This window comes from Microbacterium sp. che218 (assembly GCF_040436305.1).
Classification (GTDB): domain Bacteria; phylum Actinomycetota; class Actinomycetes; order Actinomycetales; family Microbacteriaceae; genus Microbacterium; species Microbacterium algihabitans.
In genome coordinates, this window is the sequence record NZ_AP031501.1 from 688,757 (window position 1) to 706,421 (window position 17,665).

The following is a 17,665-nucleotide window of genomic DNA, read 5'->3' on the forward strand; positions in this document are numbered from 1 at the left end:
ATTCACGCGACCGGCAGGTACCGCCGCCACCAGTCGAGCACCGCATCGAAGCGCTGCACGCGGTGCTGCGGGCGACCGGAGCGCGTGAGCTCGTGGTCTTCGCCGGGGAAGACGAGCATCTCGGCGTCGACGCCGTTGCGCTTCAGCGCCGCGTAGTAGCGCGTCGCCTGATCGAGCGGGCACCGGTAGTCGAGCTCGGAATGCAACACCAGCGTGGGCGTGCGCACCCGGTCGACCACGGCCATGGGGCTCTGCGCCGCGATGAGCTGCGGGTCGGTGCCGACGTACTCGTCGCCGAAGAACGAGCCGATGTCGCTCGAGCCCGGGAAGGCCGCCGGGTCGAGGAAGCCGCGCTCGACGATCGAGGCCGCGAAGCGGTGCTCGTGCGCGATGATCCAGGCGGTGAGGTATCCGCCGTACGAGCCGCCCATGACCCCGACGCGGTCCGCGTCGAGGCGCGGGTCGGCCGCGATCACGCCGTCGAAGAAGTCCATGACGTCGAAGAAGTCGAGCGTTCCCATGCGGCGGCGGATCGCGCGCCCGTGTGCGCGACCGTAGCCGGCGCTGCCACGGGGATTGCTGTAGACGACGGCGTATCCAGCGTCGACGAGCACCTGCGTCTCGTCGAACAGGTGCACGCCGTACGAGGCGTAGGGCCCGCCGTGGATCTGTAGGATCACGGGGAACGGCCCCTCACCCTCGGGAACGGCGACCCAGCCGTGCACGGGAGAACCGTCGCGGCCCGTGACCTCGTGCTCGACGGGCACGACGACTCCGCGTTCGGCGGCGCCCGCGCCGAAGCGAGTCAGCGCCCGCACCTCGCGTCCCTCGACGAGCACCAGTTCGCCCGCCGACTCGGGGGAGGCGACGGATGCCACGACCCGGCCGTGCGCGACGGCGTGGCCGTTCACCTCGAGGTCTCCGCCCAGCACCTCGGTCACCGCGCCGGTGCGCGTGACGCGCAGCAGGCGGACCCGACCGCGGGTGCGATCCTGCACGAGCACGTCGTCGCCGTCGAACGAGAGGTGGCTGCCCACCTCGCCGAGGTCGATTGACTCGGCATCCGTCAGCGCGCGGGGTCCGTCGGGCTCGATGACGAAGAGGGCGACGCCGGGTGCCACGAAGTCGGCCCCGCTCTCCCCCACGTCGTGCGCGAGCAGGAACACCGCTCCGTCCGGAGCGACCGACACCTCCGACACCGACAGGTTCTCGGCCGTGCTGAGCACCTCGCGCTGCTCTCCGCTGTCGACGGCCACGGCGACCACGCGGTCGCGCAGGTCGCGCCGCGCGGTCTCGATCACGTCGGGGACGCTCAGCAGCTCCGCACCGTCGGCGCTCCACGCCACACCGCCCCAGCTCGTCTCGCCGTGGGTGAGCTGCGCCGCGGGCTCGGGCACGATGCGCTTCTCGGGCGTCTCGAGGGTCGGCGCCGGCGGGTAGAACGGCTCGGCGTCGGTCGCGGGCACGTCGACGACGAACAGCTGCGCGGGACGATCGAGGTAGCCGAGCCCGTTGGCGTGCCAGCGGATGCCGGTGATGCGGCGCGGCGGCTCGGCCGCGGCATCCCGCCCCTCCACCGTGCCGTAGCGGCCCGGTTCGGGCACGCGCGCGGTGAAGGCGAGGCGGCTGCCGTCGGGCGAGAACGCGAGAGCGGTCACTCCCCCGGGCTGATCGGTGACCTGCAGGGGCTCGCCCCCGGTCGCGGCGACCACGAAGACCTGCGCGCGGCCCTTGTCGTCGGCGCGCAGGAACGCGATCGTCGCGTCGTCGGGCGACAGGTGCGGAGCCTTGTCGGCGACACCGCGCGTGAGACGGCGGGGCGAGCCGGCGGGCAGGTCGACCCGCCAGAGCTGCCCGACCGTGCGGTCGGCGGCGAGGTCGGGGCGCGAGGTCGCGAAGACCGCGAAGGCCCCGGAGGCGGCGATCGTGGGCCGACCGACCCCGATCAGTGTCTCGATGTCGGTCGGCCGCATGCTTACTCGCCTCCGAACGAACCCGTGTCTCCGACGAGGCGGGTGTTGTCGGCGGGCACCGGGTCGACGGCGGCGCGGGCCACCTCGGCAGCGAACTCCGACACGTTGTAGAGCTTGCCGGCGTCTTCGCGGCGCGCCGAGATGGCACCGGGGTTCGCCCGCTCGAGCAGGGTGGCCGTGATGGTGCCCTCGATCATGTCGCCCGAAACGACGGTGAAGCCGATGCCGCGCTCTTCGAGGGCGGGGATCTTCTCGCGCAGGGCGTCTTCGCCGGCGCGCTTCGACAGGGCGACCGGCTCGTACTCGGGCATGGTCGGGGTGGTGCGGATGAAGTGCGCCTGGTGGCTGGTGACGAAGACCACGCGCGCGTCGTCCTTCAACAGCGGCAGGGCCGTCTCGAGCACGTTCACCTGCGCATCGCGGTTGAGCAGCAGCGCGTAGTCCTCGGCCATGCCCGATTCCATGCCGCCCGAGGCGTTGAGCACGAGGATGTCGAGGCCGCCGAAGGTGCGCTCGACCTCGTCGAACATCGCCTTCACCGATTCGGGATCGGTCAGGTCGGCGCCGACCACCAGGGCCTCGACGCCGAGCTCGCGCAGCTGCGTGGCGAGCTTCTCGGCGCGGGGCGCCTTGTTGCGGAAGTTGATGACGACGTTCGCGCCGGCCTCCGCGAAGTAGCGGACGGTGTCGGCGCCGATGCCGCGCGACGAACCGGTGACGAGGGCGGTCTTGCCGCTCAGCGAGCCGGACGGGAGGGTCTGAGACACGGAAGTACTCCTGACGATTCGAAAGATCGACTCCCCAGCCTACCGACCGCCTCGCCACCGTTTCGGGTGACGCAGTCTGTGGGGTGGTTGAGAAGCGGCCCCGGTGTCGTACCCCGGTGCTACGTTCGGGCTCAGGAGGTGCGACATGGACGTTCTCTCCACTTTCGACACGTGGGCCTGGATCGCCTGGCTCGTGTTGATCCTGGTCTTCCTGGTCGTCGAGATGCTCACCGGTGAGCTGACGTTCCTCATGCTGTCCGTGGGCAGCGTGGTGGGTCTGGCCGCCGACCTGGTGGGCGCACCGCTGTGGCTCCAGGTGGTTCTGGCCGCCCTCGCCGCCGGTGCGCTGCTGACGTTCCTGCGGCCGCCGCTGCTGCGACGCCTGCACCGCGGCGCCGACACCCGCCCGTCCAACGTCGAGGCCCTGCTCGGCCTCGAGGGTCTCGTGCTCTCGCGTATGTCACCGTCGGTCGCGGGGCAGGTCAAGCTCGCCAACGGCGACGTCTGGACCGCGCGGGCCGAGACCGACACCCGGATCGACCCCGCCACGCGCGTCGAGGTCGTCCGCATCGACGGCGCCACCGCCGTCGTGCGCCCCAAGGATCAGCGCTCCCACGACACCGCCAGCGACTAGGAGGCCGCGATGAACATCGACACTCTCATCCCCGTCACGATCGGCTGGGTGCTCGCGATCGTGGTGGCGGTCTTCGTCATCGTGGTGCTCTTCCGCTCGATCCGCATCATCCCGCAGGCCCGCGCGGGGGTGGTCGAGCGCCTCGGCAAATACCACAAGACGCTCTCGCCCGGCCTGAACCTCGTCGTCCCCCTCGTCGACCGCGTGCGGCCGCTTCTCGACATGCGCGAGCAGGTCGTGTCGTTCCCGCCGCAGCCGGTGATCACCGAAGACAACCTGGTCGTTTCGATCGACACGGTCGTCTACTTCCAGGTCACCGATGCGCGCGCGGCGACCTACGAGATCGCCAACTACCTCGGCGCGGTCGAGCAGCTGACCACCACGACGCTGCGCAATGTCGTGGGTGGCCTCAACCTCGAGCAGGCGTTGACCAGCCGTGACAACATCAACGGCCAGTTGCGCGTCGTCCTCGACGAAGCCACGGGAAAATGGGGCATCCGGGTAGGACGCGTCGAGCTCAAGGCGATCGATCCTCCCCTCTCGATCCAGGACTCGATGGAGAAGCAGATGAGGGCCGAACGCGACCGCCGTGCCGCGATCCTGACCGCCGAGGGCTCGAAGCAGTCTCAGATCCTCGAGGCCGAGGGCCGGCGTCAAGCCGCGATCCTCGAGGCCGAGGGCGACAAGCAGGCCGCGGTCCTGCGCGCGCAGGGTGAGGCCGAGGCCATCCACTCGGTGTTCACGGCGATCCACGAGGGGCGGCCCGACGACAAGCTGCTCGCTTATCAGTACCTTCAGACGCTGCCGAAGATCAGCGACAGCGCCTCGAGCAAGCTGTGGATCATCCCGAGCGAGTTCACCGAGGCCCTCAAGGGCATCTCGGGGGCGTTCGCCTCGCGCACCGGTGACGGCGACTCCCCCGCGGTCGGCCCGCGCCCCTCCGCACCCTGATGACGCGGCATCCCTACCTCTCCCCCGACGCTCCGCGCGTGCTGGCCCACCGCGGTCTGGTGACTCCGGATGCCGCCGCCCTCGGCATCGCCGAAAACTCCTTCGCGGCGGTGGCCGAGGCGCACGCCGCCGGCGCGGTGTACGTCGAGTCGGACTGCCACCTGACCGCGGATGGCGTGGTCGTGCTGTTCCACGACGACGACCTGCAGCGCGTCGCGGGCGACCCGCGGGCGATCGCCGACGTGCGGGTGTACGAGCTCGAGGAGCTGATGGCCGACCGCGGCGGCTTGATCACCCTGGCGCAGGCGCTCGAGGCGTTCCCCGACGTGAGGTTCAACCTCGACGTGAAGGCTGCGGCGGCGGCCGAGGGCGTCGGTCGACTCGTCGCCCCTCACGCGGAGCGCGTGCTCGTCACGAGTTTCTCCGACGAGCGACGCCTCGAGGCACTGCGCGCCGCCGCCACGGCCGGAGCCGCCCGCCGCCCGGCCACCTCCCCCGGTTCGGCGACGGTCGCGCGCCTGGTCGCGGCACGCGCACTGCACCAGACCCGCCGTGTGCGGGCACTGCTGGCCGATGTCGACGCCCTGCAGATCCCCGAGAAACAGGGGCCGCTGCGGCTCGTGACACCGGGTCTGCTGCGCGACGCGCACGCGTCCGGCGTCGAGGTGCACGTGTGGACGGTCAATGACGAGTCCGACATGGCGCGGCTGCTCGACGCGGGTGTCGACGGCCTCGTGACCGACCGCGCCGACGCTGCTCTGGCGCTGGTGAACGAACGAGGAACGGCGACTGTCTGAGCATCCTCTGTGAAAGCTGCCACGACGCCCGCTCTTCGAATAAAGCGCACAGGTGCGAACGTTATACATGGGGACCGACGAGAGGACCACAAAATGGCAGACCGCAGTCTCCGCGGCATCCGACTCGGCGCCCAAAGCCTCCAGAGCGAAGACGGCGTCGTGTTCCACGACCGTGCACAACACACCTATGTCTGCAGCACCTGCGGACGCGAGACCGTCCTGACCTTCGCGGCTGACGCCGAGGTTCCCGACGCCTGGGAATGCCGCACGTGCGGCGCCGAGGCGCTTCTGCGTGTCGGCGACAACATCGCGACCGTCGACCACTCGGGCGACAAGGCCGCCCGCACGCACTGGGACATGCTCCTGGAGCGTCGTACGCTGCCCGAGCTCGAGGAGCTGCTCGAAGAGCGCCTCGCCTTCGTGCGCGCCCGACGTGGCGCAGGCAACGAGAAGCTCAGCGCGTAACCCGCTGCGCGACGAAGATTCAGACGCCGGTCCCCTCGGGGGCCGGCGTCTTCGTCGTTGCACGGTGGCGGGCACGCGAGCGCCGCAACGGCGACGTCCGACGTCGTTCCCGGATGCGTGCTGCTCAGGCCTGCGGGCGACGGCGACGCACCGCGACCACGAGGCCCGCCGCGAGCAACGCGACGATGCTCCCCCAGCCGACCACGATCTTCACGGCGGGACCGATGACGACCGCGGGGGTGAGGCCGGTGCGCAGCGGCACCTCGGTGAGCATGTGCCCGGCGGTGTCGATGGGCAGGGCGTCGAGGGTCGCCCCATCGGGAGCGATCACCTGGCTCGTGCCGACGGTCGAGAGGTTGACCACCGAGCGCCCGGTCTCGATCGCGCGCATCTGCGCGAAGGCCAGCTGCTGCAGGTTCTCGTCGGTGCCGCGGAAGTCGGCGTTATTCGTCTGGAACATGTAGACCTCGGCGCCCTCGTTCGCGCCGTCCCACACGACGTCGTCGTAGATGACGTCGAAGCAGATCGCGAGGCCCACGCCGATGCCGTTCAGGTCGATCAGCGGGCGCGCGGTGCCGGGCGTGTACTCGCGCCCGATGAGGCCGATGAGGTCGGGCGCGAAGGGCTCCCAGAACGCGCGATCGGGCACGTACTCGCCGAACGGCACCGGGTGCCTCTTGTCGTAGGTCTCACCGGTCTGCCCGTCGGCGGTCCACAGCAGCGAGGAGTTGAACAGCTCCGACCCGCGCTCGGTCACCGCCGAGACCAGCAGCGGCGCATCGAGGCGGCGCGACAGCTCGGACAGCGCCGCGGAGGTCTGCGCGTTCGCGGTCGGGTCGGAGTCGACCCCGCCCTCCGGCCACAGCACGACGTCCATGTCTTCACCGAAGAGGGGGGCGGATGCCGCGAGCTGCGCATTCAGCACCGCGTTGCGCGCGCGCTGGTCGAAGTACCCCGCCGGGCCGTTGCCCTGCACCGATCCGACGCGCAGCGACCCCGCGGCGGTCGTGGGGAACTGCGGCAGCACGAGCAGCACGGCCAAGAGCGCCGCGACCGGGATCGCGCGCACCGCGCAACGCACGCGCCCGCCCCGCACGACCTCGATGAGCATCGCGCACGCGAGCACGACGAGGAACGACAGCCCCGACATGCCCACCCACGACGCGACCTCGGCGAACGGTCCGTTGACCTGCGAGACGCCGATGCGCCCCCAGGGGAACCCGCCGTAGGGCCACGAGCCCACGATCTGCTCGCGCAGGGTCCACAGCCCCGCCACGAGCGCCGGGAGCAGCAGTAGGCGCCCCGCACGCCCCGGGACCACCCGCGGTATCCACCGGTACGCGAGGGCGATCGGCGCCGCGAGCACCGCCGTGAGCAGCGCCTCGAGCACCGACAGGGCGAGCCACGGGATCGGGCCGAGGTAGCGCGCCGTGAACAGCAGGTTGACCGAGAAGAACGCCGCCCCGAAGAGGAAGCCGATCAGCACGGCCGACCAGAAGCGCCGTCCGATCAGCACGACGAGGGCGAGCACGACCGCGGGGAAGGCCATCGGCCACCACGCCAGGGCGGGGAAGGCGGTGACGAGCAGGAGGCCGGCGACGACCGACAGCGGCGCGGCGAACGCGAGCCGCACCAACGGCGCCCGGGTCGGGGCCACCGCGGCGGCGGTGGTCGTCGATGCCGCGCTCACGCCGACGTGTAGGCGACGATGCCGCGGCGCACCGCGTCGAGCGCGGTGCGGGCGGTTCCGGCCAGCTTGGGCTCGGCCACGAGCGAGATCTGGTCGAGAAGGTCGATCGTCTGCTTCGCCCAGCGCACGAAGTCTCCGGCGGCCATGTCGGCGAGGGTCAGCACGCTGTCGAGTGGGAGCCCCTTCGCCCACGCGTGCATCGCCGGTGCGAGGCCGGAGGCGGGCGACTCCGAGCCCGGCAGCCGGTGGTCTCGTTCGAGGTCGTCGAGCTCCTGCCAAAGCGTCTGCGTGGCGTCCAGGGCCCCCCGGAAGGCACCACGCGGCAGACCGCGCTCCCCCGGACCCGCCTCGTCGCGCCGCGGTTCGTACACGAGACAGCACGCGAGGGCGGCGAGCGAGGGGGCGTCCAGCCCCTCCCACAGCCCCTGACGCAGCGACTCGGCCACGAGCAGGTCGCGCTCGCCGTAAATGCGGCGCATCGTGCGCCCGGCGCGCGTGAGCACCGTGGCGCCGTCGTCTTCGATGGCCACGTACTCCAGCGCCGCGAGCACCTCGACCACGCGGTCGAACACGCGCGCGACGGTGCCGGTGCGCTGGTCGATCTGCTGGCGGGTCTTGTCGGTGCTGCGCTTCAGCTTCCAATAGCGCTCCGCCCAGCGGGCGTGGGCCTCGCGGTCGGGGCACGACTGGCACGGGTGCCGCTGCATGCGCTTGCGCAGCGACTGGATCTGCTGCTGCCGCTCATCGCGCAGACGGCGGGGCGCCGTGGCATCCCGTCGATTGATCTTCTCGAGATCGCTCAACTCGCGGCGGATGGTGGAGTACTCGCGGAAGTCGCCGCGGTCGCACGTCATGGCCTTCTCGTAGCCGGCGAGCGATTCCTCGGCCTCTTTCACCTGGCGGGCGAGGCCCACCACCGAGCGGTCGGCCTGGAACTGCGCGAACGACGACTCGAGGATCTCGCGCGCCCGCGCCCGACCGAACTGGTCGATGAGGTTCACGGCCATGTTGTACGTGGGCCGGAAGCTCGAGTTGAGCGGGTACGTGCGGCGCGAGGCGAGGGCGGCGACCGACTGCGGGTCGAGCCCCTCGGTGAACTGCACGACGGCGTGGCCCTCGACGTCGATGCCGCGGCGACCGGCGCGGCCGGTCAGCTGCGTGTACTCCCCCGACGTGATCGCGACGCGGGCCTCACCGTTGAACTTCTCGAGCTTCTCGAGCACGACGGTGCGCGCCGGCATGTTGATGCCGAGCGCGAGCGTCTCGGTCGCGAAGACGACCTTGACCAGCTTGCGGCGGAACAGCTCTTCGACGACCTCTTTGAACGCCGGCAGCAGACCCGCGTGGTGTGCGGCTACCCCGCGCTCGAGGTTCTCCCGCCACTCCCAGAAGTGCAGCACGGCGAGGTCTTCGTCTTTGAGGGTGAAGGTCAGCTCGTCGACGATCTGGCGGATCTCGACGCGCTCCTCGGCGGAGGTGAGCCGCACGTTCGCCCGGCGCAGCTGCTGCACGGCGGCGTCGCAGCCGGCCCGGCTGAAGATGAAGAAGATCGCGGGCAGCAGGTGGTTGCGCTGCAGCAGCTCGACGACCTCGGGTCGGTCGATGCGCTCGATGCGCGGGCCCTGCTGGGCGCGCAGCGGCTTGTGCCCGCCGCGCCGCTGGTGCGCGTGACGCGGGCCGCCCGCGTGACGCTGCGAGCGGTACTCCTGCGCGCGCCGGTTGTTCTCGTACCCGCCGGCGTTGCCGCCGCGGATGCGCAGCAGCTCCTGGTTGACCTGCGCGGTGGCGACTCCGGCCCGGTCGTCGAACAGCGGCAGCAGGTCGCCGCGCACGAGCACGTGCTGCTCGAGCGGCACCGGCCGAGTCTCCGACACGATCACCTCGGTGTCGCCGCGCACGGTGTCGAGCCAGTCGCCGAACTCCTCGGCGTTCGACACGGTCGCCGATAGCGACACGAGCTTGACCGACGGCGGGAGGTGGATGATCACTTCCTCCCACACCGCCCCGCGGAAGCGGTCGGCGAGGTAGTGCACCTCGTCCATCACGACGAACCGCAGTCCGCGCAGCGCCGGGGAGTCGGCGTAGAGCATGTTGCGCAGCACTTCGGTGGTCATCACGACGATGCGCGCCGAGGCGTTGATGTTGGTGTCGCCGGTGAGCAGGCCGACCTCGTCGTCGCCGTAGATCTCCTGCAGCTCGTGGAACTTCTGGTTCGACAGCGCCTTGATGGGCGTGGTGTAGAACGCCTTGTCGCCGGGCTCGAGCATCGCGAGGTGGATCGCGAACTCGCCGACGATCGTCTTGCCGGCACCGGTGGGAGCAGCCACCAGCACGCTCCTGCCGTCCTCGAGGGCGTGGCATCCGGCGATCTGGAAATCATCGAGCTCGAAGCGCTGCATCTCGGCGAAATCCGCCGTGTGCGGGTGCGTGGAACGGGCGGAGGCGCGCGCGAAACGCTCGGCCGGACTCGGCGAACTCACGCGAGAGGCCCCGTGGGCATCTCGGCTGCGGCGAGTCGGCGAGCCTTTCGCCGGTCGAACAGCATCGAGACGCCGGCGGCCGCGAAGAACAGCACGGTGAGGATGCCGGCGAGCAGGAACATGCTGATGATGTCGGCCGCGGGGGTGGCGAGGGCCGAGAACAGGGTCGCGATGAGGATGGCCACGCGCCAGCCCTTGAGGATCGCCTTGCCGCTCATGACGCCGGCCACGTTGAGGGCGACGAGGAACACCGGCAGCACGAACGCGACGCCCACCACGATCAGCAGCTTGAACACGAAGTCGTAGTAATCGACGGCGTTGTAGAAGTTGACGCCGCCCTCGGGGGTGAAGCCCCACATGAGTTCGATCACGTGCGGGACGATCAGCAGGCCCACCCAGCAGCCCAGGAAGAAGAGCGGGACGGCGGATGCCACGAACCCGACCGTGTAGCGGATCTCTTTGCGCGTGAGCCCGGGCATGATGAACGCCCAGATCTGCCAGAGCCAGACCGGCGCCGAGAGGAAGATGCCGATCGTGAAGGCGATGCGCATGCGCAGATCGAACGCCGAGGTTACCGAGGTGAAGTTCAGCGCCGAGAAGTCGTCACCACGCCTCTCGGCGATCACGCGGATCGGCTCGGTGATGAGGTGGATGATCGGGTCGGTGATGACGAAGGCCACCACCATGCCGACGACGAGCGCCAGCGCCGCGATCATGAGCCGCTTGCGCAGCTCGACCAGGTGCGCCCCGATCGACATGCGCTTGTCACGCCGCGGCCCTTCGGGCACGTCGATGCGCGGCGGACCTGCCGTCACCACGGGTTAGACGGTGGGGTCGGTCGACCTGCGCGGCTCGGGGGCGACGGACGGCGCAGTGCCGGCGTCGGTGGCGCGCGGGGCTTCGGGGGCGGCAGCGACCTCGTCGTCGCGCTTCATCTCTTTCATCTCGCTCTTGAACACGCGGGCCGACTGGCCCATGCTCTTCGCGAGCGCCGGCAGCTTGGCAGCACCGAAAAGAAGGAGGATCACAGCGAGAACGGCGAGCAGGTGCCATCCGGTCAGACCTTGCAACATGAGGACTCCTCGACTCGTTCGTGCGGAGCTTCAGTCTAACCCGCGTGGTTGCAGCGGGCTTCAGCCACGGCGCGCGGTCGGAAAACGGCCGCGATCAGCGGTACTGGGCCAGACCGGCCGCGGCCCAGGCGGCCGCCGCGCGGCGTGCTCCGGCCGGTTCGAGCAGTTCCACCTCTCCCCCGCGGCGGGCGGCGAGGCGTTTGAGGCTCTGCTCGTCGGCGAGGCGGAGGGATGCCACGGCGGTGCCGTCGTCATCGTCGTCGACCTCGGCGCGCTCGAGGTAGTCGGCCAACAGCGGCGCGACCGCGCGGGGGAACCGGAAACGCGCGACCACCTCGTCGTCGCTCGGGGCGAACAGCTCGGGCACCGGGTCGGCGCCGTGGACCGCCGGAGTGTCGGTCACGCTCGGCGCGCTCACGCGGTCGAGGTGGAACGTGCGCACCGCCTGCCGCAGGTGGTCCCAGCCCTGCAGGTACCACTGGTCGTTGGCGATGTGCACCTTGATCGGATCCACCGTGCGGGTGGTCGGCTCGGCCCCCGGCGCGCGGTAGGTGAAGGTCACGGCCACGCGGGCGCGCAGCGCGCGGTCGACCACGTCGCGCACGCCGTCGACCGGTCCGGGCGCCACGATCACCGGCGGCGGCGCGGTGGCGGCCCCTCGCGCGAGCTTGGCGAGCAGCGCCGTGACGAGCTCGCTGTCGCCGAAGCCCGGCAGGCTGCGCGCCAGCTGGAGCCCGGCGAGCAGAGCAGCGGCCTCGCGGGCCGTCAGCCGCGGCGACCGCTCGAGGCCCACGGTGTTGGTGATGGCGATGACGTCGTCGCGGTCGAGCAGGTCCCAGTCGATGTCGAACAGGTCGTGCGGCAGCTGCCAGTAGCCGCGTTCTCCGGGAAGACCGATCACGGTGAGCCGCTCGACCATCGCGCGCATCTCGTCGGGGGTCACGTCAAAGTCGGCCGCGGCCTCGGCCACGGGCACCTCGCCCTTGCCGAGCAGGTAGGGCACGAGCTGCAGCAGCAGGGCCGCCCGGTCGAGGGCGGCGACGGGGCGCTCGGGGATCACGCGGCACCCCCGTGCAGCACGACGGTCGCCTCGAGGCGGCCGATGACCTCGGCCCGCAGGTCGGCGGGCTCGACCACGCGCACCTCCGGTCCGTACGAGGCGAGTTCGTCGGCGAAGACGTGCAGGTCGACGTAGGGCACGACGATCCCCTGCGGGACGTCCTGCGGCGCCTCCTGGGCACGACGCGCGAGACGCAGCGAGGCCTCCGTGCCGGGGTGCACCTCCAGCAGGGCCCGCTGACGGGCGGCGACCGCACGGAGCCCCGCCACCGCGCGCTCGCCCGCGCCCTCGAGCAGCTCGGGGGCGAACTTCTCGCGGCGCACGGTCACGTCGCCGACGATGCGCGAGAGCAGGAACGTGCGATCGGCGTCCATGTTGAGGTCGAACCCGTACACGTGCCAGCGCGCCTCGTACTCGACGAGGGCGAGGGGGCGGATGCGCCGCTCCCGCGGCTGCGCCTCGCCCGGGCGCAGGTAGGTGAAGGTGACGACGCGGTTCTGCTCGATCGCGCGCTGCAACGTCGGGAACGAGGCATCGCGCACGCGGATGCGCGGGGCGTAGCCGATGATCGGCTCGTCGACGGCGATGCCGAGCGCGCGGATCTTGCGCAGGCCGCTGCGGGCGTCGGCCGAGAGCGACTCGCTCCCCCACACCCCGCCGGCGATGTTCAGCAGCGCGACCTCGACCGGGCTGAACACGATGTCGTCGGGGAGCGCGTACTCCGCCGTGGGCACGCGGTAGCGCGCCTCGCGCAGGTCGTCGGGGTCGGCGCGGTTGCCGATCGTCTCGATCGGGACGCCGAGTCCGCGGAGGTTCTCTTTGTCGCGCTCGAACATCTTCTCGAGCGCGTCCTTGGAGGCTCCGGCCTCGAGCTGCTCGCGATACCCGGTGACCGACGACAGGATCGTGTCCTTCGTGAGCCCCTGCTCGGTCGCCATGAGCGCGACCACGAGGTTCACCAGGCGCTCCTCGGGAGCGCTACGAGACGCAGTGGCGGACACTCGCCCATCCTAGGCGCGGTTGCGCGACCCGCCGCGGTGCCGCGGCAGGCGGATCGTCCGGCTCAGCCGACGGTGCCGAGGATGTCGACCACGTAGACCAGCGCGCTGCCGGCCGGCGCCTTGAGGATCTGCTGATCCTGGTCGGTCTGATCTGCGGGGACGACGACGAGCACCTGGGAGCCGACGGTCTGACCCTCGAGGGCGCTCGCGAGCGCCGGCGGCAGGCCCGAGACCCTCGCCTGCCCGGGCGCGCCGTTCTTCCAGGTCGACGCGAACGTCGTCTTGGCGCCCCACGCGACACCCTGCAGGTGGATGATCACCGAGGAGTCGGCGGTGACGGTCTCGCCGTCGCCCTCCTCGATCGTCTGCGAGCGCTCCTGGGTGGGCGCGTCTCCTGCGGGCATGACCACACCGGGCGTGCCGTCGGGTGCGCGCACGACCGAGGGCATGCCCGAATCGGCGTTGTACTGGTCGGCGCCGTCGGCGGCGGGCAGGAACACCTTACGCACGTCGAAGACGAAGATCGCGCTGTCGCCCTCGTTGATGCCGAGCGCCTGCGCCCCCTGCGCGCCGAGCTGGTCGCCCGGGAGGGCCACGGCCACGCGGGAGCCCTCGGCAACGCACTTCAGCATCGGGGACAGCGAGGGGATCGCCTGCGTGAGACGCACGATCGGCGTCGCCGAGGCCACGTCGGAGGGGTACTGCGTCGCGATGACCTGCGCGCCGGTGGTCGCGTCGAGCACGGTCACGTCGACGAACGCCAGCTGGTTCTCGGTCGTGATGCGCTGCCCGTCACCCTCGATGAGGGTCTGCGTCCCGGCCTGCGAGGGGACGAAGGGCGAGCGCACCGAGACGGTGGGCGCGGAGCCGAAGTCGCCACTGGCGTCGACCACCGAGGCGATCGAGCTGTCGGTGGGGGTCGGGCACGACGAGGCGGCGGATGCCGAGCACCCGACGAGGCCCATTCCGGCCAGGGCGGTCACGGCAACGAGAGCGGGGAGTCTGCGCACCGGAACAGTTTAGGCGGTCGAACCTGTGTCCTCCGACGCAGCCCCCGCGACGGACTGCCGCACGCCCTCGGCCGACTTCTGCGCCTCGCGCACGCGCTTGCGCAGGTTCTTGTCGGTGATCTCGCGATCGCCCACCGCGCCGGGGGTCCACAGCTCCACGTCTTCGTCGCCGTAGCTCGACTTCGACGCGCGGCGCTTGACCTCGGGCGGGATCGCTCCGGGCGCGAGGCGCCGGGCCGTGATGAGGAAGCCCGTGTGCGCGACCATGCGGTGGTCGGGGCGCACCGCGAGACCCTCGACGTGCCATCCGCGCACCATCGTCTCGCTGGCATCCGGTTCGGTGAACAGCCCCGTCGCGCGGATGTACTCCGCCACGCGGCTGAGCTGCGTCGCGGTGGCGATGTAGCAGAGCACGACGCCGCCGGGGGTGAGCGCGTCGGCGACGGCGTCGATGCACTCCCACGGGGCGAGCATGTCGAGCACGACACGATCGACGGATGCCGGCTCCACAGCATCCGGAAGGCTCTGCACCAGGTCGCCCACGACGACCTCCCACGTGGCCGGGGCCTCTCCGTGGAACGTCTCGACGTTGGCCCGGGCGACCTCGGCGAACTCCTCTCGGCGCTCGAACGACAGCAGGCGGCCGGCCGGTCCGATCGCGCGCAGCAGCCACAGCGAGAGGGCGCCGGAGCCGACGCCGGCCTCGACGACCGTGGCCCCGGGAAAGATGTCGGCCTGCGCGAGGATCTGCGCGGCGTCCTTGGGGTAGACGATCGCCGCCCCGCGCGGCATCGACATCACGAAGTCGCGCAGCAGCGGGCGCACGGCGAGGTAGTCGTGGCCCGAGCTGTTGGTGACGACGCTGCCGTCGGGCTGGCCGACGAGCAGCTCGTGCTTCAGCACGCCGTTGTGGGTGTGCAGCTCGCCCGCCTCGCGCAGGGTGATGGTGTGCATGCGGCCCTTGGGGCCGGTCAGCTGCACCCGGTCGCCGACCCGGAAGGGGCCGCTCAGGTGGGGGGTCTCGCTCATCGGGTGGTCCGCGTCTCGTCGGGGTGGGTGGGGGTGCGCGCGGCGTGCAGCGCGCGGAGGTCGGAGGTGGTGCGTCCGGAGAGGCTGGGCCACAGCTGCGCGGCCCCGACGCCCTCGAGCGACACCATGTGCGGCACGCCGAGGCTCACGGCGCCGCTGGCGATGGCCGAGCGCAGTCCGTTGGGCGAGTCCTCGATCGCGACGGTGTCGGCGATGTCGACGCCGAGCGCCGCGGCCGCCTGCAGGTAGGGGTCGGGGAAGGGCTTGGGGCGTTCGACGTCATCGCCGGCGACCACGACGTCGAACGCCGGGAAGTCGATCAGGTCGGCGACCGTCAGCGCCATGCGGCGCATCGACATGGTCACCAGCCCCGTCTTCACGCCCGCCGCGCGCAGGTCGGCAAGCAGTTCGTACGCGCCCGGGCGGAACGGCACACCGACGGTCGCGAGCTGGCGCAGCACCTCGTCGGTCAGGTACGCGATGATCTCGTCGACGCTCCACGGCACTCCGGCGTTCTGCAGGAGCCCGGCCGAGTCTTCGAGTGCGAGGCCGACCATGCCGAGGGCCTGTTCGTGCGACCACGTGCCGCCGAAGCGCTCCACGAGCGGGGTCTCCGCGGCCATCCAGTACGGCTCGGTGTCGACGAGCGTGCCGTCCATGTCCCACAGGACCGCGGCGAGGGCGGGAGAAGTCATCGTTCCATCGTATCGAGCGCGGGTGTCGCGCCCGCACCCGCTCCCCACCGCCGTCGGCGCCGGAGGTCGGCCCCTCCGGCCGCCGTCTCGCCCGTACGCCTATCCTGGAAGTCAGCCCCGACGGGGCAGAGGAGGTTGCGTGGACGCACTGGGTCGCCGGATCATCGTCGCCGCTTTCGACGGCTGGAACGACGCCGGAGAAGCCGCGTCGGCCGCCGCCGCGATGCTGCGGGCGGATGCCGAGTACGAGGTCGTGCACACGGTCGACCCCGAGCTCTACTTCGACTACCAGTACACGCGCCCGCAGGTCGGACTCGACGCCGAGGGGCGTCGCACCCTGACCTGGCCGGAGGCGAAACTGCTGCGCCCCGTCGAACGCTCCGACGACGCCGAGATCTGGCTGCTCGTCGGAGTGGAGCCCGCCCGCGCGTGGCAGGCCTTCGCCGCCGAGTTCATCGACGTCGCGCTGCGTGAAGACGTCACCGGCTTCGTCGCGCTCGGCTCGATGATGTCCGACGTGCCGCACACCCGGCCCATCTCGGTCTTCGCCGGCAGCGACAACGAGGTGGTCCGGCAGGAGCTCGGCCTGGAGCGGAGCCTGTACGAAGGGCCCGTCGGCATCCTGAGCGCCATCGGCGTGGTCTCCGAGACCGTGGGCATTCCCACCGCCAGCCTCTGGGCGAGCGTGCCGCACTACGTCGCCGGTCACACCCCTTCACCCAAGGCCACTCTCGCCCTTCTCGAGAAGCTCGAGGCGGTCACCGGCATCACCGTGCCGCGCGGCGATCTCGAGGTCGAGTCGCGGGCGTGGGAGGCCTCGATCGACGCCGCCGCCGCGGACGACGAGGAGATGACCGAGTACATCCACCAGCTCGAGCAGACCCGCGACACGTGGGACTCCCCCGAGGCCTCGGGAGACGCGATCGCCCAGGAGTTCGAGCGGTACCTGCGCCGGGGCGGCGACGGCCCGACCAAGCCCGGCCGCGACGACCCGCCGCGTCGCTGAACGCCTGGTCCCGGCCCTTCGACAAGCTCAGGGACCTCGCGCTGCAAGGTGGCTGAACCTGTCGAAGCCACCGCAACCCGCCGCCCCGCCCGGCCCCTTCGACAAGCTCAGGGACCCCTCCACCGCACACGACGACGGCGCCGCCCCGATCGGGACGGCGCCGTCGTGGCATCCGGGATCAACTCGCGATGATCGTCGATTCCGCGGGGATGACGCCGAGCACCAGCAGCACCATGATCAGCACGCCGAGCGCGACGCGGTAGATCACGAACGGCAGGAAGCTGCCGCGCTTGAGGTACTGCATGAGGAACGCGATGACGACGTAGCCCACGACGAACGCGATGATCGTCGCGATGGCCGTCTCGCCGAGCGTGTACGGGCCCGTGCCCTCGTCGAAGCTCTTGTAGAGCTCGAACAGACCGCTGGCGAACACCGCGGGCACGGCGAGCAGGAACGAGTACTCCGCGGCGGCGGTGCGCTTGTATCCGAGCGCGCGGCCGAGCGTCGTGGTGGCACCCGAGCGCGAGACGCCGGGCACGAGCGCGAGGGCCTGGGCGAAGCCGTAGGCGATGCCGTGCGGGTAGGTGAGGTCGTCGAGCTCGCGGCGACGCTTTCCGTAGTGGTCGGCGAGGCCGAGCAGGATGCCGAAGACGATGAGCACGACGGCTGTGATCCACAGGCTCCGGAAGTTGTCGCGGATGAGGCTCTGCAGCAGCACGCCCAGGAGGGCGATGGGGATCGTGCCGATGATCACGAGCCAGCCCATGCGGGCGTCGGGGTCGTTGCGCGGCACCTTCCCGGTGAGGGAGCCGAACCACCGCGAGATCACGCGGGCGATCTTCTTGCGGAAGTAGATCAGCACGGCGAGCTCGGTGCCGATCTGGGTGATGGCGGTGAAGGTCGCACCCGGGTCGGTCTGCGACGGGAGGAACTCGCCCACGATGCGCAGGTGCGCACTGGAGGAGATGGGGAGGAACTCGGTCAGGCCCTGGACGAGCCCGAGGATGATCACCTCGAAGATGTGCATTCGGTCC

General features: G+C 71.0%; 17 protein-coding genes. 5 read left to right on the forward strand and 12 right to left on the reverse strand.

Going from position 1 to position 17,665, the window contains the following annotated elements:
- Window positions 1–2: 2 nt before the first annotated feature.
- Together ABXS86_RS03290 and ABXS86_RS03295 are read right to left on the reverse strand one after the other, a co-directional pair.
- On the reverse strand, window positions 3–1,973 hold the full coding sequence (locus ABXS86_RS03290) for a S9 family peptidase (RefSeq protein ID WP_353665607.1): 1,971 nt from the start codon (window positions 1,971–1,973) through the stop codon (window positions 3–5).
- Window positions 1,974–1,975: 2 nt separating this feature from the next.
- Window positions 1,976–2,740: an SDR family oxidoreductase gene (locus tag ABXS86_RS03295; RefSeq protein ID WP_144833343.1), complete on the reverse strand. Its 765-nt coding sequence runs from the start codon at window positions 2,738–2,740 to the stop codon at window positions 1,976–1,978.
- A gap of 145 nt (window positions 2,741–2,885) precedes the next feature.
- On the opposite strand from ABXS86_RS03295, the gene ABXS86_RS03300 reads away from it, so the two are divergent.
- The 4 genes from ABXS86_RS03300 to ABXS86_RS03315 all read left to right on the forward strand — a co-directional run bounded on the left by ABXS86_RS03300 (window position 2,886) and on the right by ABXS86_RS03315 (window position 5,587).
- A complete protein-coding gene (locus ABXS86_RS03300) occupies window positions 2,886–3,374 on the forward strand; it encodes an NfeD family protein (protein ID WP_353665608.1) in 489 nt (162 codons plus the stop codon).
- 9 nt (window positions 3,375–3,383) lie between these two features.
- Window positions 3,384–4,325, forward strand: coding sequence for an SPFH domain-containing protein (locus ABXS86_RS03305; RefSeq protein ID WP_307210908.1), 942 nt, complete (start codon window positions 3,384–3,386; stop codon window positions 4,323–4,325).
- Complete coding sequence (locus tag ABXS86_RS03310) at window positions 4,325–5,122, forward strand: glycerophosphodiester phosphodiesterase family protein (protein ID WP_353665609.1); 798 nt, start codon at window positions 4,325–4,327, stop codon at window positions 5,120–5,122. Before ABXS86_RS03305 ends, ABXS86_RS03310 begins: the two co-directional genes overlap by 1 nt.
- A gap of 93 nt (window positions 5,123–5,215) precedes the next feature.
- Complete coding sequence (locus tag ABXS86_RS03315) at window positions 5,216–5,587, forward strand: RNA polymerase-binding protein RbpA (RefSeq protein WP_144833335.1); 372 nt, start codon at window positions 5,216–5,218, stop codon at window positions 5,585–5,587.
- Window positions 5,588–5,711: 124 nt separating this feature from the next.
- Here the strand turns inward: ABXS86_RS03315 and lnt are convergent, their stop codons facing one another.
- The 9 genes from lnt to ABXS86_RS03360 form a co-directional block, all read right to left on the reverse strand.
- Window positions 5,712–7,277, reverse strand: coding sequence for an apolipoprotein N-acyltransferase (lnt, locus tag ABXS86_RS03320; protein WP_353665610.1), 1,566 nt, complete (start codon window positions 7,275–7,277; stop codon window positions 5,712–5,714).
- On the reverse strand, window positions 7,274–9,757 hold the full coding sequence (locus ABXS86_RS03325; RefSeq protein ID WP_353665611.1) for a DEAD/DEAH box helicase: 2,484 nt from the start codon (window positions 9,755–9,757) through the stop codon (window positions 7,274–7,276). Before ABXS86_RS03325 ends, lnt begins: the two co-directional genes overlap by 4 nt.
- The gene (gene tatC, locus ABXS86_RS03330) at window positions 9,754–10,515 is read right to left on the reverse strand and encodes a twin-arginine translocase subunit TatC (protein ID WP_307214061.1); all 762 of its coding nucleotides are present in this window, start codon (window positions 10,513–10,515) and stop codon (window positions 9,754–9,756) included. Before tatC ends, ABXS86_RS03325 begins: the two co-directional genes overlap by 4 nt.
- 63 nt (window positions 10,516–10,578) lie before the next feature.
- Window positions 10,579–10,830 carry a Sec-independent protein translocase subunit TatA gene (gene tatA, locus ABXS86_RS03335; RefSeq protein WP_144833330.1) on the reverse strand — a complete coding sequence of 84 codons (252 nt, stop codon included), beginning with the start codon at window positions 10,828–10,830 and terminating at the stop codon, window positions 10,579–10,581.
- 94 nt (window positions 10,831–10,924) lie between these two features.
- Entirely contained in the window at window positions 10,925–11,887 is a 963-nt protein-coding gene (locus ABXS86_RS03340; RefSeq protein WP_409988245.1) for a helix-turn-helix transcriptional regulator, read from the reverse strand.
- Window positions 11,887–12,891, reverse strand: a complete 1,005-nt coding sequence (locus ABXS86_RS03345; protein WP_353665613.1) for a helix-turn-helix transcriptional regulator — start codon at window positions 12,889–12,891, stop codon at window positions 11,887–11,889. The genes ABXS86_RS03340 and ABXS86_RS03345 overlap by 1 nt, the downstream gene beginning before the upstream one ends.
- Before the next feature lie 62 nt (window positions 12,892–12,953).
- Entirely contained in the window at window positions 12,954–13,901 is a 948-nt protein-coding gene (locus ABXS86_RS03350) for an FKBP-type peptidyl-prolyl cis-trans isomerase (protein ID WP_353665614.1), read from the reverse strand.
- 9 nt (window positions 13,902–13,910) lie between these two features.
- Window positions 13,911–14,930: a tRNA (adenine-N1)-methyltransferase gene (locus ABXS86_RS03355; RefSeq protein ID WP_251507371.1), complete on the reverse strand. Its 1,020-nt coding sequence runs from the start codon at window positions 14,928–14,930 to the stop codon at window positions 13,911–13,913.
- The gene (locus ABXS86_RS03360) at window positions 14,927–15,625 is read right to left on the reverse strand and encodes an HAD family hydrolase (protein ID WP_353665615.1); all 699 of its coding nucleotides are present in this window, start codon (window positions 15,623–15,625) and stop codon (window positions 14,927–14,929) included. Before ABXS86_RS03360 ends, ABXS86_RS03355 begins: the two co-directional genes overlap by 4 nt.
- Before the next feature lie 139 nt (window positions 15,626–15,764).
- On the opposite strand from ABXS86_RS03360, the gene ABXS86_RS03365 reads away from it, so the two are divergent.
- The gene (locus ABXS86_RS03365; protein ID WP_144833320.1) at window positions 15,765–16,631 is read left to right on the forward strand and encodes a PAC2 family protein; all 867 of its coding nucleotides are present in this window, start codon (window positions 15,765–15,767) and stop codon (window positions 16,629–16,631) included.
- A 178-nt stretch (window positions 16,632–16,809) separates the two neighbouring features.
- Here the strand turns inward: ABXS86_RS03365 and ABXS86_RS03370 are convergent, their stop codons facing one another.
- Window positions 16,810–17,658: an undecaprenyl-diphosphate phosphatase gene (locus ABXS86_RS03370; RefSeq protein WP_353665616.1), complete on the reverse strand. Its 849-nt coding sequence runs from the start codon at window positions 17,656–17,658 to the stop codon at window positions 16,810–16,812.
- Window positions 17,659–17,665: the final 7 nt, after the last annotated feature.